Origin of the sequence: Gemmobacter denitrificans (assembly GCF_036964905.1) — a bacterium.
In the GTDB taxonomy this organism is placed as follows: Bacteria; Pseudomonadota; Alphaproteobacteria; order Rhodobacterales; family Rhodobacteraceae; genus Gemmobacter; species Gemmobacter denitrificans.
Map to the genome: position 1 here is coordinate 436,222 of NZ_JBALHR010000003.1, position 21,168 is coordinate 457,389.

Consider the following 21,168-nt stretch of genomic DNA (forward strand, 5'->3'; position numbering starts at 1 on the left):
CAATGAATGAAGATCAAAAAGGGGGCGATGGCCCCCTTTTGTGTTATCGCGGCAGGCTTGCCAGAAAGTCGCGCAGCACGCGGTCAAACTTTTCCGGCGCGGTGCGGTGGCTTTGCAGATGGTCAGCACTGGTGCGCAGCACAGTGGTCTGGCCCTGACGCGCGGCCAGCACGGCAAGGCTGATGCGATCGGGCACGACGCGATCCGCCGCGCCATGGATCAGCAGCACTGGCCCGTCGAAAGCGGCCACCGCCGCAATGCTGCGCGCCTCGGCCATGTTCACGCCATGGCTGATTGCGAAAGCGGGCACCGCCAGCCGCACCCCGATGCTGCGCAAGGGCAGGCCCAACCGGTCGGTGACATGACGCATCACCATGGGGAAATCGAGCGCGGGCGCATCCAGAACCAGCGCCTCGACGGCGGTTGCACGGGGTGAGCGGGCCAGAAATTGCCCGACAATCCCGCCCCCCATCGAGGCCCCGACCAGCACGATCCGGTCATGGCCGCGTGCCTGCATCAGGGCGACAGCGGCCTCCAGATCTTCCCATTCGGTCAACCCCATCTGCCGCAATCCACCCGGGGCAGGTGGCGCGCCCGCGTCATGGCGATAGGTCATCATCAACACGGGCAACCCGGCCTCGTGCAATGCAGGCAGATAGGGATAGCCGTCTTCGCGCGCCCCACCGATGCCGTGAAGATAGATCGCCGCGCGACCGGATTCGCCGACCGGGCCCGGCTTTGCCGGCACCAGCCATGCCGGGGCGGGGCCCAAGGGCGTTGCGACCGAGACTTCCTCGAATGCCAGCCCGAAGGCCTGTTCGGGCGTGCCGCGATACCCGATGGCCAGCGGATCGGATGGCGCATTGCCCGGGGCCGGGCCTTCCGCCGATGCAAAGGCCGTCGCGGTCAACACCGACACCATCAACCGATGGGCAAACCAGGTCGAGCCCAACACCGACAGACCGGCCAGAACCAGCGCGCCGACCAGCAACCGCAGCGGCCAGGGTGATCGGGCGGTCATGCGATGATCCCGGCGCGGCGCGCGCCGTCCAGCAGGTTCGGCGCGACGATATCGGCAAATTGCCCTTGCGTGGGCAGGATGTCAGGCACCTGCACCACGCGGCAACCTGCAGTTTGCGCCGATTGCGCGCCCGCCTCGCTGTCCTCGAAGGCAACACATTCGGCTGGGGGAAGGCCCAGCAAGGATGCCGCCAGCAGATAGGGTTCGGGGTGGGGTTTCGGGCTGGTCACATCCTCGCGCACAACGATATGGGCAAAATAGGCCTGCAGCCCTGTCATCGCCAGTTTGCGCTGCGCGCTGGCCCGCTGCGATGACGTGCAAAGCGCCAGCGGTCGATCCAGCCGCGCCAGCAAATCCACGGCGCCGGGTTTCAGTGGCAGACCATCACGCGTCATGGCGGTCTCGAAGGCTGCGCTCCACTTTGCATGCAGGGCGGCAATGTCAAGATCGGGGCAGGCCGCGCGCAGGATCAGGTCGCCCGTCGCAAGATCGCGCCCGATCAATTGGTGCATCACTGCCTCGGGCACGGCAAAGCCATGGTCCCGCACCACAGCCAGGCCAGTGGACAGGGCAAGGGATTCCGTGTCGATCAGCGTGCCGTCCAGATCGAAGATCACCCCACTTGCCATCTGCCGCCCCTTTCCGTTGCCCGTTGCGGCCGGGCTTAGCCGATCACAGATGCAGACGGAAGCGGGCAAAGCCCGTCTCTGTCAGGCCCAAGGGTTCGGGCTGCAGATGCGAGATTTCGTCAAGATAGGCTTCTGCCGCAGGTGACGTGTCATAGATCACACTGGTGCCAGGCATCGGCAGGATTTCAAAGGCGCGGAGAGGCAGGCGTTCCAGCGGCGGGCTTTCGGCGATGTGGCGCAGCAGGATATCCCGGATCGGGGTGCGCCCGACATCAATCAGCCGGTCTGGCCCTGCCGCCAGATACCCGCCGCAACCGGTGACGCGATAGCTGTTGGTTGCCAGAACGAATTCGGCCGCAGGGTCGAGCGGGCGACCGTCATGGCTCAGGTCGCGCACCCGGCTGGCACCAGGGTCCACCAGATGCCCATGGCTGTCATAGCGGGCAGGCTGCGACAGATCGACAGAGAAGCTGAGCCCGAGGATACGGTCGTGGTTGTAGCTGGGGAAGGCCGGGTTGAGCAGCGGCTGGTCCTGCATTCCGGGCTGGATGCGGTTGAACAGCCCCAAAGAGTTTTCCAGCCATTCCCGCAACTCTGCGCCGGTGATCCGTATCGCGGCGATCGTATTGGGGAAGATATATAGGTCGGCGACATTGCGCAGCTTCACATCGCCCACAGGCACATCGGTATAGTTGAACGGCCCCCCGCGACCGCCTGCCTTGAAGGGCGACGCCGCCGAAAGCACAGGCAACGCCGCCTCTGGCCGCCCGGTCAATTGGCGGCGTACAAATGCCGCCTGGGCTTGCGCCACGACGCGCAAGGCGGTGCAGGGCGCGACTGTGGAGAAATAGCTGTGCAGGGGAATGCGGGTAAAGCCCACGGGCCGCCTTGCATAGGCGATGGTTGCCGCATGGTCGGTTGCGACGGCCCTGGCGATTGCCGGCGAGGGCGGTACGGAACTGTCTGCGCTGGCGCGCAAATGCGCGCGGGCAGCGGTCACCTGCCATCCGCCCTCGGGTCGGGGTTCCAGATCCAGATCTATCACCCCCAGATGTGACCCGTAATAGCCGGGTTGCACCACGGGCACGCCGAATACGGTGCCATGTTCGGCATCCATACCCGGAAACGAGGGATGCGAAGGGTGGGGGAAGGTCAGATGGCTGTGCCCGGCGACTATCGCATCAATCCCGGGCACAGTTGCCAGGGCCGCACTGGCATGTTCTGCAAAGGCGTCATCCTCGGGCGGGCCAAGCCCCGAATGCGACAGGGCCACGACAAGATCGGCACCGGCCGCCCGGATCTGGGGCACCTGAACCCGCGCCGCTTCGACTATACCGCGGGTGAAGATACGGCCCTCCAGCAGCAACCGGTCCCACATCACCACCTGCGGCGGGGCAAAGCCGATGATGCCGACACGCAGCGGTCGGCTTCCCCCCGCGCCATCCGGCACATCGCGGTTCAGGATCACCCATGGCGACAGCAAAAGCTGATCCCGTGCCGGTTCTGGCCCCAGCTTGCGGGCGACATTGGCCGAAACGACCGGAAAGTTTGCCCCTTTCAGGGCACGTTCCAGCGTGTCGAGACCATAGTTGAATTCGTGATTGCCCAGCGTGGCCGCATCATAGCCCAACTGGTTCATCGCAAGGATCGCCGGATGCTGCCCGCTTTGCTCCAGCCCGCCCGCCTGCATGACATAGTCGCCCATCGGATTGCCCTGCAGGAAATCGCCGTTGTCCAGCAAGAGCGATCCGGGCACCTCTTGACGTGCTTCGGCAATCAGGCCGGCCAGTTTCGCAAGGCCGACGCCTTCTGTTTCGCGGTCCGCGTAATAGTCATAGCCCAGCAGATGAACATGCATGTCCGTGGTCGCCAAAAGGCGAAGTTTCACGGGCCAGAGTTGTGCATCGGTGCAGTTTGACACCTGCTGATCCTGTCGCTTCCGAAGGCAAAGCACGGCAGTCAATACTGGACTGAACTGGTTATTTGTCAGACGTGCCACGCAGTTACGGCGGGATTGGAAGACAGGTTTTGCCCAAAGTCAATGCGCATGAAAGCACAAACTCACGTTTTGGTTGAATCTCTTTCAGGTGTTGCAGAACGGTCCGTTGCAATGCCGCCACACGCATGCCACACCGGTGCGACATCGGGGTGGGGCAAGCCGGGCCAAAAGGGGAAGAACCATGCGCGAGGCCGAAAGCGTGACATTCGGTGGGGCAGGGCTCGACAGGGCTGCGGCCCTGCGGGGGGACGAAGCCGCATTGGCCGGGTTGCTGATGACAGGGCGTATTCTGCCGATGTGGCGGGGCAAACCGCTGACCCGTGCTGACGGGGCCGAACTGGGGTGGTTGGCCCAGGGGCATCCGACGCTGGCCCATGGTCGCCCACCGGTCTTTCTGGGGATGATCGACGGTTTCGGCCATTTCACCCAGGACATCTCCGACTGGACGCCGGAAGCGGGGGCCGAGGCGGTGCAGGCCGGATTTCTGGATCAATCGGCGCAGCATCACCCTGCCCTGGGGCAGGACTACGCCTTTCTGGAATTGCGCGCCATCATGACACGGCTGTCTCCCATGGAGGCGGAATGTGCGGCCACGGCCCGTGCCATCCTGCATTGGCACCGCAGCCATGGGTTCTGCGCCACCTGCGGTGCGGCCTCTGACCTGGCGATGGCGGGCTGGCAACGCAGTTGCCCGGCCTGCGGTGCGCAACATTTCCCGCGCACCGATCCGGTCGTCATCATGTTGGTCACCCATGGCAACAGCGTCCTGCTGGGGCGATCACCGGGCTGGCCCGAAGGGATGTATTCCTGCCTAGCCGGATTTGTCGAACCGGGCGAGACGATCGAGGCCGCCGTGCGCCGCGAAGTGTTCGAAGAGGCGGGGGTCCGACTGGGGGCTGTGCGCTATCTGGCCAGCCAGCCCTGGCCCTTTCCTGCTTCGCTGATGTTGGGCTGCGCCGCCGACGCCTTGGATACCGCCTTGACCATTGACCCGGCAGAGTTGGAAGATGTCCTGTGGCTCAACCGTGAGGACGTTCTGGCGGCCATGGCCGGTGAACACCCCCGGGTAAAACCGGCGCGAAAGGGTGCAATTGCGCATTTCCTGTTGTCAAACTGGCTTGCGGACAGGCTGGATTGAAGTGAAACTCACTGCCGACAAGAACAGGGTCGCCTAGGCCCGAAAAAGGCAGAACCGCATGAAGCTCAGCAGCCGCGAAGACCTCGAAGCCCCGATCGACTTTGTCTACCGCAGTTTTGCCGATACTGAGAATTGGGAGCGCGCAGCGATGCGCAGGGGGGCCGATGTGCTGCGCACCGACCGGCTGACCAGCTTCGGCCCCGGCATGGGGTGGACCGTCGGCTTTGTCTGGCGCGGCAAACCCCGCAAGGTGGCGATCGCGCTGAAACGGGTCGATCCGCAGCATGTTCTGGCATTCGCGGCCAGCGGCAGTTCATTCGATGCCGAAATCGATGTCGAATTCGTGGAACTGTCCGCGCGGCGTACCCGCGTCACGGTGCGTAGCGAAATCAAGGCGCGCAGTCTGGCTGCCCGGGTATTCCTGCAATCGATGAAGCTTGCACGCGGCAAGATCGAACGGAAATACGAGGCACGCGTCGGACAGTTGTGCAACGAGGTCGAAGAACGCTATCGCACCACGGCCCGGCGCTGATCCGCGCGGCACGTCACGGGTAAAGCGGCCAGATCAGCGGGATCAACGCCGAACACAGCAGCCAGGTGATGATGTTCAGCGGCAGGCCGACCCGCGTGAAATCGGTGAACCGGTATCCGCCGGGGCCATAAACCATCATGTTCGTCTGATAGCCGATAGGGGTGGCAAAGGCCAAAGTGGCCGAAAACATCACCGCCACCACAAAGGGCCGCGGATCGACGCCAAGTTGTTGGGCCAGTTCGATCACAATCGGGGTATACAGGACGGCCACCGCATTGTTGGACAGAAATTCTGTCAGGATCAACCCAAGCAGATAGACGGCAAGGATCATCAAGAACGGCGGCAGGCCTTCTATCCAGGGTTTCACACCCGCAACGATCATGGCTACGGCACCAGACCTGTCCAGCGATTCTCCGACCATCAGCATTGCAAAGATCATCGCCATCAGGCGTCCATCAACGAATCCAAGAGCCTCGTCACTGTCGATACAGCGGGTCAGAAGGATCGCAGCGACGGCCAGAAAACCAAGGGCATAGATCGGTGCCACCTCGAACGCCGACAGCACGACCACGAACAGCAGCGCGCCAATGGCAATCGGCGCCTTGTCGCGGCGATAGGCGCGTTGCGTCGGGTGGCTGACATCGACCATGTCCATATCGGCGGCCAGGCGCTTGATATCCTCGGCCCGGCCTTCCAGCAGCAGGGTATCGCCGACTTGCACGACCAGTTCGTCCAGTTGCCGACCGATATTCTGGCTGCGGCGATGGGCGGCCAGCGGATAGACGCCATAGCGGCGACGCAGGCGCATTTCGCCCAGGCTGCGGCCGATCATCTTGCAGCCGGGGGTGATCAGCACCTCGACCGTTTCGGTTTCGACGGATGACAGCTTGTCGGCCACCCGCATGTCCGTGCGGCTTTGCATGCCCAGCAATTCGGTCATTTCGGTGCGCAGCACCACGCGGTCACCGGCCTGCAGGACGGCGGCCTGCAGATCGCGGCGCAGGGACAGATCGCCCCGCAGCACGTCGATTACCCGCACGCCCGAGCGCTTGAACTGCTGCACCTCCAGCACGGGCGTACCGATCAGCACGGAATCCTCGGGGATGGCGACTTCGGTGAAGTATTTCAGCCGCTTGCGATCCCCCAGCATGCTTGCCATGGATTGCCGTTCCGGCAAAAGCCGGTCGCTGAACAGCGCGAGATAGGCTCCGCCCGTCAGAAAGACCGCAATGCCCAGCGGCGCGATTTCGAACAGGCCGAAATGATCCAGCCCCGCCTTGTAGGCCGCGCCATCGACCAGAAGGTTGGTGGATGTGCCGATCAACGAGATCATGCCCCCCATCACCGTCATGTGGCTGAGCGGAATCAACAGCTTGGACGGGGCCTTCCCGATCCTGGCCGCCATCTGGATCACCACCGGGATCATCACGGCCACCAGCGGCGTGTTGTTCATCACCGATGAAGCAACCCCCACAAAGCTGAACAGAACCACAAGCGTCGTGCGGGGCCGGTTGCCGACATGCCGTTCCGCCATGCCGATCAGGATTTCCACCGCGCCGGTGCGCACCAGCCCACCCATCACCATGAACATCAGCGCAATGGTCCAGGGCGCATTGTTGGACAGGACGCCAAGTGCCTGCTTCTCTGGCAGGATGCCCAGCAGGATCATCAGCGCCGCACCGCCCAGTGCTGTCACTTCGACCGGAAAGGTTTCGCGCACGAACAGCGCGAACATTCCCATCAGAATGCCAATTGCGACAATGGCCTGTGTTTCCTGCGCCAGTTCCAACCCGAGCATGCTGTCTCCGCGTTAAACTCGACTGACTTGGTAGATTATTTGCCCCCGAAATGCAAAGGATTCGTCGCCCGACCGCGTTGTGCTGCGGTCAAAAGGACACGGTTGCGCGCGCAGGCGATCAGGCGGAACGCTGTCGAGGTGATACCAGCGCCACCCCGGACAGCATCACCAGCAAGGCCAGCCAGATGGTCGGGCCAAAGCGTTCGCCCAGCAGCAGCATCGCCCAGACCATTCCGCTCAGGGTTACCAGATAGCCGCATTGCGACGCAAAGACCGCACCTGCCGCCGTGGCCAGCCAGACATAACCCGCATAGGTCAGCGCGTGAACGGCAGACGAAATCAGCAGCGCCAGTTCGGGACGCCCGGGGGGCAGCGTCGGCGTCACCCATTGCCCCATGGCCAAGACCATCGGCAGGCAGAGCAGCACCCCGATCAACGATGCGCCGAACATCGCCTGAATTGGGTCAAGCCCGGCCATGCCGTAGCGGGCGACGAAATTGCCTTCCATCGCATAGAACAGCGGGCCGATCAGCGCGACCGGCAGAAAGGCCAGCATCATGTCCGGCGAAAGCCCGGTGCCGCCGGGCAGGGCGATCAGGGCGACGCCCGCCAGCCCTAGGCACAGCCCGAACAGCCGTAGCGTGCTGAACCGATCCATTCCCAAGGCCAGCGCCATGGGAAAAGACAGCAGCGGCACGGCGGAAATCAGGATCGACATGATGCCAGACGGCAGCCGCGCGACCGAGACGTAAAAGGTGTAATTCGGCACCAGCGTGCCCAGAATGGCCACCACCAGATAGAACCACATTGCCCGGCGATGCAGCACAAGCCCGCGGCCGCGTACCAGCGATATGGTCCCAAGGACCAAGGTGCAGATGACCAGCTGCCAGAAAATGATGCCGAAGGGCGGATAGCCGGTTTCGGTAGCCATCTTGCCCAATGGCTGTGTGATGCCCCAGCCTGCGCCAAGCGCCACCAATGCAGCCAGCGCCCTTGGGCGGGAGATCATGGCCTGGCTTCCTCCAGCCGTCCGCCGATCCGGATCATGCGCACCTTTTCGGCCTTGCCCGTCCGGTCATCGGTTTCGACATAAACCCCCGACAGCGTGGCCGGGCCGCCTGCAGGGGTGAACCGGTCCTTGGGCATGCCGGTGACAAAGCGGCGCATCGGCTCCAGCTTTTCCATGCCGATGACCGAATTGTAATCGCCACACATGCCGGCGTCGGTCAGATAGGCGGTGCCGCCTTGCAGGATCTGCGCGTCTCCGGTGGGCACATGGGTATGGGTGCCGACCACGAGGCTGGCCCGCCCGTCGCACCAATGGCCAAGCGCCATCTTTTCCGATGTCGCCTCGCAATGCACATCGACAATGATCGCCTGCGCCAACCCGCCCAGCGGATGGGCCTTCAGCACCGTGTCGATGGCCGAGAACGGATCATCAAAGGGGCGTTTCATGAAAACCTGCCCCAGGACCTGCGCCACCAGCACCTTGCGCCCCCGCGCATCGCTGAACAGTTTTGCGCCCTTGCCGGGGGCAAGGCGGGCAAAGTTCAGCGGGCGGATCAGCCGCGGTTCCTGCTCGATATGGGCCAGCATGTCTTTCTGATCAAAGGCATGATCGCCCAGCGTGACACAATCGGCCCCGGCAGCGAACAGGGCCTTGGCATGTTCGCCCGTCAGCCCCATCCCCTGCGAGGCATTCTCGCCATTGACCACAACGAAATCGAGACCCCACTCCGTGCGCAGACCCGGCAGTCGCTCCTGCACCACGGCGCGGCCCGCGCGCCCCATCACATCGCCAAGAAAAAGCAGTTTCATGCCCCAGCGATAGCAGAGCCATCCGGGGCTGCAAGGCGGAATACGACAGGTGCACGGGGCCTGTGTCGCAGATCGTTGGGCAGATTGCAGGCCGGGGGATTGGCAGGCGGGCCGTGGCGGCTATCTTGGGGCCATGGTTGATCTGCCCGAACCCCTGTCCGACTGGTTTGCCGCGCAAGGCTGGGCGTTGCATCCGCATCAGCAGGCGATGCTGGAACGCAGGGGCGACCCGGCCACCCTGCTGATCGCGCCGACAGGGGGCGGCAAGACGCTGGCCGGGTTTCTGCCGACGCTGGCCGAACTGGGCCCCTCACCACCTCCCGGGCTGCATACGCTTTACATCTCGCCGCTCAAGGCGCTGACGGCCGATATCCGCCGCAACCTGCGCCGTCCGGTCGAAGGGGCGGGGCTGGCCATCCGCATCGAAGACCGCACCGGCGACACCACACAGACCCAACGCCGCCGCCAGAGGGCCGATCCGCCGCATATCCTGCTGACCACGCCGGAAAGTCTGGCGCTGCTCTTGAGTTATGAGGATGCGCCGCGCATCTTTGCCGGTCTGCAGCGGGTGATCGTGGATGAAATCCATGCGCTGGCCGAAAGCAAGCGCGGTGATCAACTGATGCTGGGGCTTGCGCGTCTGGCCCGGCTGTGCCCCGGTCTGCGCCGTGTGGGCCTGTCGGCCACGGTGGAAGACCCGCCGGCACTGGCGGCCTTTCTCGGGGGGGCCGCGATCCTGCAAGCCGATCCGGGGCCAGAACCCGATATCGCCATGTTGCAGACCGATCAGCCGCCGCCCTGGGCGGGCGGGGGCGGGCGCTATGCCATTCCGGCCATTCTGGCCGAAGTGCAGCGCCACCGCACCACGTTGATCTTTCACAATACCCGGGCACAGGCGGAAATCTTCTTTCACGATCTCTGGCTGGCCAATACCGACGATCTGCCCATCGGCATCCATCATGGCAGCCTGTCGCGCGAAGCGCGGGACCGGGTGGAAACTGCCATGGCCGCAGGGGCCCTGCGCGCGGTCGTCTGCACCGGCAGTCTCGATCTTGGTATCGACTGGGGCGATGTCGATCTGGTGATTCAGGTGGGCGCGCCCAAGAACGTCAAGCGTCTGGTGCAGCGTATCGGTCGGGCGAACCACCGCTACAACGCCCCCTCCAAGGCGCTGCTGGTGCCTGCGAACCGCTGGGAAGTGGTGGAATGTGAAGCCGCGCTGCAAGCGGTGCGCGCCCGCGATCTGGATGGCGAGCCGCGCGGCCCCGGTCCGCGCGACGTGCTGTGCCAGCATATCCTTGCCACCGCCTGCGCCGGTCCGTTCGACGCAGACAGCCTGTATGCCGAGGTGACAAGTGCAGGCCCCTATGCCGGGCTTGACCGCGCCGCCTTTGACGATTGCCTGAATTTCACCGCCACCGGCGGCTATGCCCTGCGCGCCTATGATCGCTGGCAGCGGCTGATGCAGCGCGGTGGGCTGTGGCAGTTGCGCGACCCGCGCAGCGCTGCGGTGATCCGGCAGAACCTTGGCACCATCATCGACACCGAAACCCTGAAAGTGCGCCTGAAGGGCCGGATGGGTGGCGTGCCTCTGGGCGAGGTGGAAGAGGCCTTTGCCGCCACGCTCAGCCCCGGGGATACCTTCCTGATTGGCGGGCAGGTGGTGCGCTATGAAGGGCTGAACGAACTGACTGTCGAGGTGACCCGCCAGCCCGGCCGCGACCCCAAGGTTGCCGTGTTCAACGGCACGAAATTCGCCACCTCCACCCGGCTGACCGACCGCATCCTGACCTTGTTGCAACAGGACAGCTGGCCCGATCTGCCGGGCCACACGGCCCGCTGGCTGACCCTGCAGCGCGATGTGTCACGCCTGCCCGAACCGGATAGTCTGCTGTGCGAGAGCTTTCCGCATGACGGGCGCGAACATCTGTGCATCCACGGCTTTGCCGGGCGCAATGCCCAGCAGACCCTTGGTCTACTGGTCACCAAGGCGATGGAGGATCGCGGCCTTGCCCCGCTTGGCTTTGTCTGCACCGATTACGCCACCCTGATCTGGGGGCTGGAACCCGTCACGCGGCTGGACGGGCTGTTCGATGCACAGGGCCTGCGCGACGGGTTGGAAAGCTGGCTGTCGGGGAATGCGGTCATGAAGCGGACCTTCCGCGCCAGCGCCATCATCGCCGGGCTGATCGAACGCAGCCATCAGGGGCGGCGCAAGTCGGGGCGACAGGCGACCTTTTCGTCGGACATCCTGTATGACACGCTGCGCCGCCACGATCCGGGCCATCTGCTGTTGCAGATCACCCGCGAAGAGGCGATGTGCGGTCTTGTCGATTTCCAGCGGATCGAGGCACTGCTGGAGCGCGTGGGGCCACGGATCGAATTGCGCCGGTTGCAGCGTGTCACCCCCTTGGCCGCGCCGCTGTTTCTTGAACCCGGGCGCATCCCGGTCCAGGGTAGTGGCAGGGAGCGGCTGGCCGAGGCGGCAGCACAACGGTTGATGCAGGCGGCAGGGTTGGAATGATGGATGCGCGGATCAGGGATAGCTTTGCCCGTCAGGGATTGATGACCACCTTCGGGGCCACCGTCGTGCGGGTTGAACTGGGTCTGGTTGAACTGGCCGCCCCGCTGACCCCGGCCAGCAGCCAGCAGCATGGGGCGGGCCATGCCGGGCTGACCTTTGCGCTGGCCGACAGCGCGGCGGGCTATGCCAGCCTGACCCTGATGCCCGCCGGGCGCGAGGTGATGACGGCCGAGGCGAAGATAAATCTGTTGGCCCCTGCCTTGGGCGAAAGCCTGTTGGCGCGCGGCAAGGTGGTAAAGGCCGGGCGGCGGTTGACTGTGGCGCAGGCCGAGGTCTTTGCCCTGCGCGATGGGCAGGAAACGCTGATCGCGCTGATGCAGGCCACGATGATCGCAGTTGATCCACCGGCCTGAGAGAACTCTGGCCGACCGCTGGTTTGCGGCTGCGGTGCCTGCCTGTGGTCTTGACGAAACCGCAAAGCCCGGGCATCGAAAGGGCATGACCGCCCGCGCGCCCCGCCAGTCGATCCTGATGCGCCTCACCGGCCTTGTGCTGGTGGTGCCCTTCATGCTGCTGTCGCTGCTGGCACCGGGGTATATGCCGCAACGGTCGGCGGATGGCGCGCTGACGCTGGTCATCTGTTCCGATCAGGGCGCGGTCGAACTGCGTGTCGATCCAGCCACGGGTGAGCCCGTTTCGCAGCAAGCCCCCGAAGATGACCGCTGCCATTGGGCCCAGGCCGGAATGGCGGCCCTGATCACTGCCACGCCTGCCGTGGCGCTGCCGCCCGCAACGCTTGTCCCGCTGACGCCCGCCGCGCCCGATGATCTGTGGCGTCCGGCTTTCGATCCGCGTGGGCTGTTTGCCCGTGGCCCCCCTGCAACCGTCTGAACCGAAACCCCATTTTCCTTTCAGACGGAGACAACCATGTCGATCCAGACGCCCGGCAATGCTGCCGGTGGCGGGCAATCCCGCATCAATCCCCTTTATTTCGCCGCATGGCGCTGGCACTTCTATGCCGGGCTTTATGTCATCCCCTTCCTGATCCTGCTGTCGGTCACCGGTATCGTGATGGTCTGGTTCAGTGCCATTGCGCCGGAGTATGGCGAACGGCTCAGCCTGACACCCAAAGGCAGCGCGATGGCTGTCTCGGCCCAGGCCGAAGCTGCCGCTGCCCATGCCGGGGGCACTGTGACCCGCTATATCGCGCCCTATGGCGCGGAAAACCCGGCGATTTTCCGTGTGGCCACCGAAAGCGGTGCGCAGATGGTGGCGCTGAACCCCTATTCGGGCGAAGTCCTGCGAAGCACGACCGAGGGCGATACCTGGGAAGAGTTGGCCGATGGGTTGCATGGCCAGCTTCTGATGCAGGGTGAGGCCAAGTTCTGGGGCGATCTGCTGATCGAGATTGCGGCCTCGCTGTGCCTTTTGCTGGTGGTGACCGGGCTTTATCTGGCCTGGCCGCGCAATGGCAAAGGCCTGCGCAGCATGCTGGTGCCGGATTTCAGCGCCACGGGCCGCGCCTTCTGGAAATCGCTGCACCTGAGCCTTGGCAGCTGGATGAGCTTGATCCTTGTGTTCTTCCTGATTTCCGGGCTCAGCTGGGCAGGCATCTGGGGGGCCAAATTCGTGCAGGCCTGGAGCACCTTCCCCGCCGAAAAGTGGGATAATGTGCCGCTGTCCGATGCGACCCATGCCGCGATGAACCATACCTCGGTCGAGGAAGTGCCATGGGCGCTGGAACAGACCCCGATGCCGGCTTCGGGCTCGGATACGGGCGTGACGGGCACCGCGCCGGGTGTGCCGGTTGAACTGGAAAGCCTTGTGGCCCTGGCGCGCAGCCTTGATTTCTACGCACGGTTCCAGCTGAATTATCCCCAAGGCGAAACCGGGGTCTGGACCATCAGCCGCGACAGCATGTCGAATGACAGCCCCGATCCGACCAGCGACCGCACCGTGCATGTGGATCAGTTCACCGGCAAGATTCTGGCCGATGTGACGTTTGCCGATTACAGCCCGGCAGGGCAGGCGATGGCGGTGGGTATCCCGCTGCATATGGGTCTCATGGGCCTGTGGAACGCCGTGCTGAACATCGCGATCTGCCTGCTGCTGATCACCGTATCCGTCACCTCGGTGGTGATGTGGTGGAAGCGCCGCCCGTCAGGGGCTGCGCGTCTGGCGGCACCGCCGCGCCCCGACCTTGTGCCGCTGACCAAGGGCATGGTGCTGATTGCGTTGGTGATGTCGATGGCTTTCCCGGTGCTGGGGTTGACCCTGCTTGCCGTGCTGGCCTTTGATCTGCTGGTGCTGAACTGGGTGCCGCCGCTGAAACGCGCGCTGTCCTGATCTTTCGCGGGCGGCGGGGTCAGCCCCGCCGCATCCGCCCGAACCCGGCGACCAGTGCAAAGCACAGCATCGCCACCACTACGATGGAAGGCCCTGCCGGGGTATCTTCGGCCAGCGACAGCTGCAGCCCGCCCAGCACCGACCCGCCACCGATCAGCGCGGCAAGGGCGGCCATGGTTTCCGGGCTTCGGGCCAGCCCCCGTGCCGTTGCGGCGGGGATGATGAGCATGGCCGCGATCAGCAGCGCCCCCACCACTTTCAGCGCCATGGCCACGGTCAGCGCCAATGCAAGCGTCAGCACCAGCCGCTCCCGGTCGGGATGCAGACCCGAGGCCGCCGCCAGATCCTCGTTCAGCGTGCAGGTCAGCAGGGCCGACCAGCGCCAGATCAGCAGGGCCAGCACCAGAAGCGCCCCGCCCCAGATGAAGGCCAGATCGGTTTGCGAGACGGCCAGAATATCGCCGAACAGATAGGCAGAAAGATCGACGCGGGCATCGGGCACGAAGCTGACTGCCACCAGACCAAGCGCCAGCGCCGAATGGGCCAGCACCCCCAGCGTGGTATCCATGGCCCAGCCGCGCGCGGCCAGTGTCGCCACGGTCACCGCCATCGCCAAGGCCACCGCCAGCGTTCCGGCCCCGATCGGCAGATCGGCAGCCAGCGCCAGTGCGACGCCCAGAATGGCGGCATGGGCGGTTGCATCGCCGAAATAGGCCATGCGCCGCCAGACCACGAAAGAGCCCAGCGGCCCGGTGGCCACAGCAAGCCCGATGCCCGCAAGGGCCGCGCGGATCAGGAAATCGTCAAGCAGGGTCATGGTGATGATGCGTGTCGTGATGGGGGTGCCCATGTGCGTGGTCATGGGTGTGGTCATGATCATGGGCGTGTTGATACAGCGCCAGCGCGCCCTGTGTGCCAAGGCCGAACAGCGCGCGATATTCCGGGGCGTTCGAAACAACGCGCGGCGTGCCTTCGCAGCAGACATGGCCGTTCAGGCAGATCACGCGATCCGAGGCGCTCATCACCACATGCAGATCATGGCTGACCATCAGCACCGCCGCCCCGGTTTCGCGCCGGACATCTTCGATCAGTCGGTAGAAGGCCGCCTCTCCGGGTTGATCGAGCCCCTGGGTCGGTTCGTCCAGCATCAGAAGTTCGGGTTCGGTCAGCAGGGCGCGGGCCAGCAGCACCCGCTGCATCTGCCCGCCCGACAGGCCGGTCAGCGGGCGTTCGGCCACTTCGGGCACACCTACCCGCGCCAGCATTGCATCCGTGGCAGCACGGGTCTGCCGGGTTGGCAGCGACAGGAAACGCCGCGCTGTCATCGGCAGACTGCGGTCGATCTGCAGGGACTGGGGCACATAGCCGATCCGCAGGCCCGGCAGGCGCGTCACCCGCCCATGCCCGGCAGGCACCAACCCAAGCAGGGCGCGCAGCAATGTCGATTTGCCTGAACCGTTCGGGCCGATGATGGTGACGATCTCGCCCTTGCGGATCGACAGGCTGACATCGTGCAGCACTTCGGTTCCGCCGCGCGACACACACAGATGTTCGGCGCTGACCAGCGGCGTCATGCTGCCGCCTGGCACGACGGGCACAGCCCCACCGCTTCGATGCTGGCGCGTTCGATGGCAAAGCCTTCGCTTCCTGCGGCAGCTTCCAATGCCGCAAGCACCGGGCTGGCCGGGGCCTCGGCCACGGCATTGCAGTTGCGGCAGATCAGAAAGGCGGGCGCATGGGCCTCGCCCGGATGCATGCAGGCGGTGAAGGCGTTCAGCCGCTGGATGCGGTGGGCAAGGCCCTGTTCCACCAGAAAATCCAGCGCGCGATAGGCGACGGGCGGCTGGTTGCCGAAACCCTCGGCCGCCAGCCGCTGCAACACGTCATAGGCCCCCATGGCGCGATGGGCTTCCAGCAGGATTTCCAGCACGCGACGGCGCACCGGGGTCAGCCGGGCAGCCCGTTCGGACATGAGCGCATCGGCGCGGGCCAGCACATCACCGGTGCAATGTGCGTGATCATGGCTGTGGAAGGCGGGTGTTTGCACCTTTGGCCTCTTGACGTGTTATGGTATAACATACATACCCCGTGGCGAGCACAGCGCAAGGAGCATGATGATGCGTTATACCATATCGATCCTGATGGCCACCGCCCTTGCCAGCCCGGCCTTTGCCGAAGTGCCGCGCGTGGTGACGGATTTCCTGCCGACCCATGCGTTGGTGTCGATGGTGATGGGGGATCTGGGCCAACCCGAGATACTGATGGAAAAGGGCGGCAATGCCCATGATTTCCAACTGCGCCCCAGTCAGGCAGCGGCCCTGGCCGAAGCCGGTCTGGTGATCTGGGCCGGGCCGCAGATGTCGCCCTGGCTGGACCGCACATTGGATGGGCTGGGCGATGTTCCCCAGCTGCGTTTGCTGGACGCGCCCGGCACAGAATTGCGGGAATTTGGCGCGACGCATGACGACCATGACCATGCCGAAGGCAAGGAGGTGCATGGCGACCATGCCGAAGCGGAAGCCGGGCATGAGGGCCACGGCCATGCCGCGCCAGAGGCCGCGCACGAAGGGCATGACCATGCCGACCATGATGCAGGGCATGACGACCACACCGAGCCCGGGCATGAAGATCATGCCCATGAAGGAATTGATCCCCATGCCTGGCTTGACCCGCATAATGCCGCGCATTGGCTGACGGTGATCGCCGAGGCTCTTGCCGCGCGCGATCCCGAACATGCTGCGATCTATGCGGCGAATGCTGCTGCCGGGGCTGAACGGATCGCCGCGCTGGACAGCGAACTTGCCGCGCAGTTGACCCCTTTGCAGGGCAAGCCTTTCGTGGTTTTCCACGATGCCTATGGCTATTTCACCGCCCATTACGGGCTGACGGTGGCCGGGTCGGTGGCGTTGGGCGATGCCACCGCCCCGGGTGCGGCGCGGCTGCGGGCGTTGCAGGACAAGGCCGGGGCCGAGGCGCTTTGTCTTTTCCCCGAAGCCGGGCATGATCCGAAGCTGGTCGCCCAGATGGCCGAGGCAACCGGGGTGAAACTTGGCGCCCCGCTGGACCCGGAAGGGGCCGCCATTGACCCGGGGCCAGATGCCTATGCGACCTTGCTGCGCAATCTGGCAACCAATCTGGCGGATTGCCTGAACTGAGACTTGCTCCCGCGCGCCCCCGGAGTATTTTTGCGCAAACAGGGTGGGGCGCGATGATCCGGCACTTCGGCATAACGGCGGCAGGCGCTGCAGTGCAGGCCATCACGCTGCAGGCGGGCGGGCTGAGCGCCACGATCCTGACGCTTGGTGCCATCCTGCAATCGGTGCGGCTGGAAGGTCTGGATCACGGGCTGACGCTGGGTTCGGATCGGCTGGCCGATTACGAAGGCGCCCTGTGCTGGCACGGGGCGCTGGTCGGCCCGGTGGCGAACCGCATTGCCCATGCGCGCGCCACCGTGGCGGGCCGCCTGTGCCGTTTCGCTGCCAATGACGGGCCGCATTGCCTGCATTCAGGCCCTGATGGCACCCATGCCCGGACCTGGACGATTGCCGCCCATGGCCCGGATCATCTGACCTTGACGCTGGATTTGCCCGATGGCGCCGGTGGATTTCCGGGCCAGCGGCATTTGCAGGCCGAATGGCACCTGCGCCCAACCGAGCTTTGCCTGACCCTCACCGCCCGCTGTGATGCGGCCACCCTGATCAACCTGGCCAATCACAGCTATTGGAACCTGGACGGCAGCGCCGATTTCCGGGGCCATCACCTGCGCATCGCAGCCGACCGGATGACCGAGGTGGATGGGGCGCTGATCCCCACGGGGCGGCTTTTGCCGGTCGCGGGTGGCGCCTTCGATTTCCGGCAGGGGCGGCCCGTAGTTCCGGGGGCGCCCGCACTGGATACGAATTTCTGTCTGTCTGACTGGCCCGAGGATTTGCGGGATGTGCTGTGGCTGACCGGGCAGGGCGGGCTGACCCTGACGCTGGCCACCACCGAACCGGGGCTGCAGGTCTATGATCACCGCGCCCCTGCAGATGCCGGTCATGGCGCCTATGCCGGATTGGCGATCGAGCCACAGCATTGGCCGGATGCCCCGAACCAGCCTGCCTTCCCGCCGATCCTGCTGCAGCCGCATGAAACCCGCCACCAGATCACGCGGTGGCGCTTTTCGCGCTGATGCGACGGCCAACTGCGCCCACCTGACACAAAAGATAGGCATTGACACCATTGTCAGACATGGCCCTGCGCCGTAGTAGATAGGAAAGCCTTGCCACGCGCGCGGACCTAAAGCCAGCGCCGACCGGGGCCGCAACCCCCGGCGCTGCCGGCCTGATGAACAGACCCAGATGAACGACATGCCTGAAACCCCGCGCAAGGCCACCGACTGGCTGAAGGTTCTTGCGAAATACCGCACACCTTCAACCCGGCGCAGCCTGCTGGAACTGGCGGCAACGCTGGTGCCCTTTGTCGCGCTTTGGGCCATGGCCTGGATGGCGCTTTCGGTCAGCGTATGGCTGGCGCTGGCGCTGGCGGTGGTGAACGGGCTGTTTCTGGTGCGTATCTTCATCATCCAGCATGATTGCGGCCATGGCTCTTTCCTTGCCAACCGCAGCGCGCAGGATTGGGTGGGGCGGATTCTGGGTGTGTTGACGCTGACGCCCTATGCGGTCTGGCGGCGGACCCATTCGATCCATCACGCCCATCACGGCAATCTGGATCAGCGCGGCATCGGTGACGTGACCACCCTGACGATCGAGGAATATCGGGCGCGGTCGCCGATGGGGCGCTGGATGTACCGGCTGTATCGCCATCCGGTCGTGCTGTTCGTGCTGGGCCCGAGCTATCTGTTCATTCTGCAGAACCGCCTGCCGATGGGGCTGATGAATGCGGGCTGGCGCTACTGGACTTCGGCCATGGGCACCAATGCGATGATCGGCATCGCCCTTGGCCTGATCGTCTGGTTCGGGGGCTTCTTGCCGGTGCTGCTGATCTTCCTGCCCACATCGGTCATTGCCGCCACCATCGGGGTCTGGCTGTTCTATGTGCAGCACCAGTTCGAAGAGACCCATTGGTCCAAGGGCGATGACTGGCAGTTGCATCATGCCGCGCTGGAAGGAAGCTCGCATTATGTGCTGCCGCAACCGCTGCGCTGGCTGTCGGGCAATATCGGCATCCACCATGTGCATCACCTCTATTCGCGCATCCCCTTCTATCGCCTGACCGAAGTACTGGAGGACTATCGCGAACTGGCCGAGGCGCAGCGCCTGACCATCCGCGAAAGCCTGTCCACCGTGCGCCTGCATCTGTGGGACGAGGCCGAAGGGCGGCTGACCTCTTTCGCCGAGGCACATGCCCGCTACGGGATCGCCTGATCCGCGACTGACCCGTTTTCAGCGCAAGAGGCGCTGCAACCGGGGGCGGATGCGCAGAAACCCGCGATAGCCCACCTCGAACACCGGTGTCAGCGGAGGCCAGCCGGCCAGAAGTCCCAAGGGGCGCAGGACCGGGATCGCCCGCCACATCGCCGCAAAGGCGGCGGCCCCGGACATCAGCCGACCGTCTTCTTCTGCGTGAAACCTGGACAGGATGGCGGCGCGATCCAGTGGGCAGGCTGTCTCGGGGTTGCAGGCATCGACAAAGGTGATCGCGCCGCGCCGGTCCAGTCGCCGCATCAGGGCGATCTCGCGGGTGCAAAGCGGACATCCACTATCGAACCAGACCGTTACGCGCGACATGGTGCCCAGGCTCCTTTGAGGCATCTCTTGATGCAAGCTAGGCCGCAAGTCGGGGCGGGCAATGCGGCTTGGTGCCGAAACGCTCTGGTCTGGAGTCATCCGGCGATTTGCTCTGTAACGGATTTATCACCGGCGCGGCGCTTGCTTGGCCTTGCCCCGGCGGCCAGCATCGGGCAGCATGCGCAGGCGTGATGGTCCAATCAGCCCGGGGCCATCATCGGGTTCTTTTGCTGGCGCGGATCTTATCCAGACATGACATTGACCGACCGCCTGCTTTCCTTTGTGTTCGGGCCGCCCCCGGTCGCTGCGGTGCCACACAGTGCCGCCGAGGCGCTGGACCGGGACCGGACCTCATCCGAATTGCTGGTCTGCCTGGCCCAATTGGGGGCCATCGCGCTGTTCGGCACCTTTTACGCCTTCGCCCCCAAGGCCTTTCCGCCGGATGTACCGTTCGAACCGGTGCCGGTTGCGCTTGGCTTCTATACCATCTTCACCCTGATCCGGCTGGTCATGGTGCTGCGGGGCTATCTGCCCAACTGGTTGCTGGGCCTGTCGGTGGTGGTGGATATTTCGCTGCTGATGCTGACGATCTGGTCGTTTCACCTGCAATACCAATCACCGCCGACGGTCTATCTGAAGGCGCCCACGCTGCTCTACGCCTTCATCCTGATCGCCCTGCGCATGCTGCGGGCCGAACCGGGCTGGATCCTGTTTGCCGGGGGCTGCACGCTGGTGGGCTGGACGGCGCTGGTCGGCTATGCGGTGATGATGACGGACAAGATGAACGTCACGCGCGATTTCGCGGTCTGGGCCACATCGGATGCGCTGCTTCTGGGGGCCGAGATTGACCGGGCCATGGCCTTCACCATCTTTACGGCAATCCTGGCTGTCGCGGCAGTGCGGTCGCGTCGGCTGCTGGTGCGCGCGGTGACCGAGGCCCATGCGGCCGCCGAACTTTCGCGCTTCTTCGCCCCCGAAATCGCCACGGGCATCCGCGAGACAATAAACAGTCTGAAACCGGGCGATGCCACCCTGCGGGAGGCGGGGGTGATGATGGTTGATCTGCGTGGCTTCACCCGCCTGTCCGAAGGCCTTCCGGCCGAGGCGGTTCTGGGGCTGATCGAGGAATATCAGGCCTGTGTGGTGCCCGCGATCCGGCAGGCGGGCGGTTCCATCGACAAATATCTGGGCGATGGCATCCTTGCGACCTTTGGAGCCGCGCGGGAAAGCGCCACCTTTGCCGCCGATGCGCTGCGGGCGCAGATGGCCGTGCAGGCTGCTGCTGCCGCATGGTCGGCGGATCGTCTGTCCCGGGGCCTGACCCCCGTTGCGGTGGGAACGGCGGTGGCGACCGGGCAGATGTTGTGTGGTGTGGTCGGGGTCGAGGATCGGCTGGAATGGACCGTGATCGGCGATCCGGTCAATCTGGCCGCCAAGCTGGAAAAGCACTGCAAGACCCGCGGCGTTGCCGCTCTTGCCACGCGTGAGGCGCTGGAGTTGTCACGCCATCAGGGGTTCGACCCCGAAGGCGCGCAGGTCTTCAGCCATGAAATCGTGGAAGGTGTCGGCCATCCGGTCGATCTTGTCGCCCTGCCGCCACCCGCCCCTATTCAGGAAGGGCCATCCCGATGATG

Annotated in this window: 20 protein-coding genes; 10 read left to right on the top strand and 10 right to left on the bottom strand. The window is 64.8% G+C overall.

Translation table 11 applies throughout. The annotated features are described in order from the left end of the window. Positions 1-43 precede the first annotated feature (43 nt). Genes V6590_RS07850 through V6590_RS07860 form a run of 3 tightly spaced genes read right to left on the bottom strand, consistent with a single transcriptional unit; the run spans position 44 to position 3,649 of the window. Positions 44-1,021, bottom strand: a complete 978-nt coding sequence (locus V6590_RS07850) for an alpha/beta hydrolase (RefSeq protein WP_335421606.1) — start codon at positions 1,019-1,021, stop codon at positions 44-46. Continuing rightward, the gene (locus tag V6590_RS07855; RefSeq protein WP_335421608.1) at positions 1,018-1,650 is read right to left on the bottom strand and encodes an HAD family hydrolase; all 633 of its coding nucleotides are present in this window, start codon (positions 1,648-1,650) and stop codon (positions 1,018-1,020) included. The genes V6590_RS07850 and V6590_RS07855 overlap by 4 nt, the downstream gene beginning before the upstream one ends. 43 nt (positions 1,651-1,693) lie before the next feature. Next, positions 1,694-3,649: a bifunctional 2',3'-cyclic-nucleotide 2'-phosphodiesterase/3'-nucleotidase gene (locus tag V6590_RS07860; RefSeq protein ID WP_335421610.1), complete on the bottom strand. Its 1,956-nt coding sequence runs from the start codon at positions 3,647-3,649 to the stop codon at positions 1,694-1,696. A gap of 181 nt (positions 3,650-3,830) precedes the next feature. On the opposite strand from V6590_RS07860, the gene nudC reads away from it, so the two are divergent. Together nudC and V6590_RS07870 are read left to right on the top strand one after the other, a co-directional pair. Next, on the top strand, positions 3,831-4,787 hold the full coding sequence (gene nudC, locus V6590_RS07865; protein ID WP_335421613.1) for an NAD(+) diphosphatase: 957 nt from the start codon (positions 3,831-3,833) through the stop codon (positions 4,785-4,787). A gap of 58 nt (positions 4,788-4,845) precedes the next feature. Continuing rightward, positions 4,846-5,319 carry an SRPBCC family protein gene (locus V6590_RS07870; RefSeq protein WP_335421615.1) on the top strand — a complete coding sequence of 158 codons (474 nt, stop codon included), beginning with the start codon at positions 4,846-4,848 and terminating at the stop codon, positions 5,317-5,319. A gap of 13 nt (positions 5,320-5,332) precedes the next feature. Here V6590_RS07870 and V6590_RS07875 read toward each other — a convergent pair whose 3' ends face one another. From V6590_RS07875 to V6590_RS07885, 3 genes are all read right to left on the bottom strand, one after another. Next, a complete protein-coding gene (locus tag V6590_RS07875; RefSeq protein WP_335421617.1) occupies positions 5,333-7,117 on the bottom strand; it encodes an SLC13 family permease in 1,785 nt (594 codons plus the stop codon). A gap of 118 nt (positions 7,118-7,235) precedes the next feature. Then, positions 7,236-8,126 (bottom strand): DMT family transporter, encoded by an 891-nt coding sequence (locus V6590_RS07880; RefSeq protein ID WP_335421619.1) that lies wholly within the window; start codon positions 8,124-8,126, stop codon positions 7,236-7,238. Further along, positions 8,123-8,935 (bottom strand): TIGR00282 family metallophosphoesterase, encoded by an 813-nt coding sequence (locus V6590_RS07885; RefSeq protein WP_335421620.1) that lies wholly within the window; start codon positions 8,933-8,935, stop codon positions 8,123-8,125. Before V6590_RS07885 ends, V6590_RS07880 begins: the two co-directional genes overlap by 4 nt. A gap of 133 nt (positions 8,936-9,068) precedes the next feature. On the opposite strand from V6590_RS07885, the gene V6590_RS07890 reads away from it, so the two are divergent. From V6590_RS07890 to V6590_RS07905, 4 genes are all read left to right on the top strand, one after another. Next, positions 9,069-11,459, top strand: coding sequence for a ligase-associated DNA damage response DEXH box helicase (locus V6590_RS07890; protein WP_335421622.1), 2,391 nt, complete (start codon positions 9,069-9,071; stop codon positions 11,457-11,459). Between the two features lie 41 nt (positions 11,460-11,500). After that, entirely contained in the window at positions 11,501-11,872 is a 372-nt protein-coding gene (locus V6590_RS07895) for a PaaI family thioesterase (RefSeq protein WP_335421624.1), read from the top strand. A gap of 85 nt (positions 11,873-11,957) precedes the next feature. After that, positions 11,958-12,350, top strand: a complete 393-nt coding sequence (locus tag V6590_RS07900) for a hypothetical protein (protein WP_335421627.1) — start codon at positions 11,958-11,960, stop codon at positions 12,348-12,350. A 36-nt stretch (positions 12,351-12,386) separates the two neighbouring features. Continuing rightward, complete coding sequence (locus tag V6590_RS07905) at positions 12,387-13,805, top strand: PepSY-associated TM helix domain-containing protein (protein WP_335421628.1); 1,419 nt, start codon at positions 12,387-12,389, stop codon at positions 13,803-13,805. 19 nt (positions 13,806-13,824) lie between these two features. On the opposite strand, the gene V6590_RS07910 is transcribed toward V6590_RS07905, so the two are convergent. Genes V6590_RS07910 through V6590_RS07920 form a run of 3 tightly spaced genes read right to left on the bottom strand, consistent with a single transcriptional unit; the run spans position 13,825 to position 15,852 of the window. Then, entirely contained in the window at positions 13,825-14,616 is a 792-nt protein-coding gene (locus tag V6590_RS07910; protein WP_335421735.1) for a metal ABC transporter permease, read from the bottom strand. Next, on the bottom strand, positions 14,609-15,379 hold the full coding sequence (locus V6590_RS07915; protein WP_335421630.1) for a metal ABC transporter ATP-binding protein: 771 nt from the start codon (positions 15,377-15,379) through the stop codon (positions 14,609-14,611). Before V6590_RS07915 ends, V6590_RS07910 begins: the two co-directional genes overlap by 8 nt. After that, entirely contained in the window at positions 15,376-15,852 is a 477-nt protein-coding gene (locus V6590_RS07920) for a Fur family transcriptional regulator (RefSeq protein ID WP_335421632.1), read from the bottom strand. Before V6590_RS07920 ends, V6590_RS07915 begins: the two co-directional genes overlap by 4 nt. Positions 15,853-15,922: 70 nt before the next feature. Here V6590_RS07920 and V6590_RS07925 point away from each other — a divergent pair, with 70 nt between their 5' ends. The 3 genes from V6590_RS07925 to V6590_RS07935 all read left to right on the top strand — a co-directional run bounded on the left by V6590_RS07925 (position 15,923) and on the right by V6590_RS07935 (position 19,171). Then, positions 15,923-16,960: a zinc ABC transporter substrate-binding protein gene (locus V6590_RS07925; RefSeq protein ID WP_335421634.1), complete on the top strand. Its 1,038-nt coding sequence runs from the start codon at positions 15,923-15,925 to the stop codon at positions 16,958-16,960. 53 nt (positions 16,961-17,013) lie between these two features. Beyond that, positions 17,014-17,976: an aldose epimerase family protein gene (locus V6590_RS07930; RefSeq protein WP_335421636.1), complete on the top strand. Its 963-nt coding sequence runs from the start codon at positions 17,014-17,016 to the stop codon at positions 17,974-17,976. 178 nt (positions 17,977-18,154) lie between these two features. Beyond that, entirely contained in the window at positions 18,155-19,171 is a 1,017-nt protein-coding gene (locus V6590_RS07935) for a fatty acid desaturase (protein WP_434063240.1), read from the top strand. Between the two features lie 18 nt (positions 19,172-19,189). Here V6590_RS07935 and V6590_RS07940 read toward each other — a convergent pair whose 3' ends face one another. Beyond that, positions 19,190-19,534, bottom strand: a complete 345-nt coding sequence (locus V6590_RS07940) for a thiol-disulfide oxidoreductase DCC family protein (protein ID WP_335421640.1) — start codon at positions 19,532-19,534, stop codon at positions 19,190-19,192. Positions 19,535-19,786: 252 nt separating this feature from the next. Between V6590_RS07940 and V6590_RS07945 the strand changes: the two genes are divergently transcribed. Next, on the top strand, positions 19,787-21,166 hold the full coding sequence (locus tag V6590_RS07945) for an adenylate/guanylate cyclase domain-containing protein (RefSeq protein WP_335421642.1): 1,380 nt from the start codon (positions 19,787-19,789) through the stop codon (positions 21,164-21,166). The last annotated feature ends 2 nt before the right edge of the window (positions 21,167-21,168 follow it).

Excerpts from the sequence above, each read along its gene's own strand:
- V6590_RS07885 (WP_335421620.1), bottom strand. The coding sequence starts at position 8,935 with ATGAAACTGCTTTTTCTTGGCGATGTGATGGGGCGCGCGGGCCGCGCC.
- V6590_RS07905 (WP_335421628.1), top strand. The coding sequence starts at position 12,387 with ATGTCGATCCAGACGCCCGGCAATGCTGCCGGTGGCGGGCAATCCCGC.
- V6590_RS07850 (WP_335421606.1), bottom strand. The coding sequence starts at position 1,021 with ATGACCGCCCGATCACCCTGGCCGCTGCGGTTGCTGGTCGGCGCGCTG.
- V6590_RS07930 (WP_335421636.1), top strand. The coding sequence starts at position 17,014 with ATGATCCGGCACTTCGGCATAACGGCGGCAGGCGCTGCAGTGCAGGCC.
- V6590_RS07875 (WP_335421617.1), bottom strand. The coding sequence starts at position 7,117 with ATGCTCGGGTTGGAACTGGCGCAGGAAACACAGGCCATTGTCGCAATT.
- V6590_RS07870 (WP_335421615.1), top strand. The coding sequence starts at position 4,846 with ATGAAGCTCAGCAGCCGCGAAGACCTCGAAGCCCCGATCGACTTTGTC.
- V6590_RS07895 (WP_335421624.1), top strand. The coding sequence starts at position 11,501 with ATGACCACCTTCGGGGCCACCGTCGTGCGGGTTGAACTGGGTCTGGTT.
- V6590_RS07945 (WP_335421642.1), top strand. The coding sequence starts at position 19,787 with ATGACATTGACCGACCGCCTGCTTTCCTTTGTGTTCGGGCCGCCCCCG.
- nudC (WP_335421613.1), top strand. The coding sequence starts at position 3,831 with ATGCGCGAGGCCGAAAGCGTGACATTCGGTGGGGCAGGGCTCGACAGG.
- V6590_RS07880 (WP_335421619.1), bottom strand. The coding sequence starts at position 8,126 with ATGATCTCCCGCCCAAGGGCGCTGGCTGCATTGGTGGCGCTTGGCGCA.
- V6590_RS07915 (WP_335421630.1), bottom strand. The coding sequence starts at position 15,379 with ATGACGCCGCTGGTCAGCGCCGAACATCTGTGTGTGTCGCGCGGCGGA.
- V6590_RS07900 (WP_335421627.1), top strand. The coding sequence starts at position 11,958 with ATGACCGCCCGCGCGCCCCGCCAGTCGATCCTGATGCGCCTCACCGGC.
- V6590_RS07925 (WP_335421634.1), top strand. The coding sequence starts at position 15,923 with ATGCGTTATACCATATCGATCCTGATGGCCACCGCCCTTGCCAGCCCG.
- V6590_RS07935 (WP_434063240.1), top strand. The coding sequence starts at position 18,155 with ATGCCTGAAACCCCGCGCAAGGCCACCGACTGGCTGAAGGTTCTTGCG.
- V6590_RS07890 (WP_335421622.1), top strand. The coding sequence starts at position 9,069 with ATGGTTGATCTGCCCGAACCCCTGTCCGACTGGTTTGCCGCGCAAGGC.
- V6590_RS07940 (WP_335421640.1), bottom strand. The coding sequence starts at position 19,534 with ATGTCGCGCGTAACGGTCTGGTTCGATAGTGGATGTCCGCTTTGCACC.
- V6590_RS07855 (WP_335421608.1), bottom strand. The coding sequence starts at position 1,650 with ATGGCAAGTGGGGTGATCTTCGATCTGGACGGCACGCTGATCGACACG.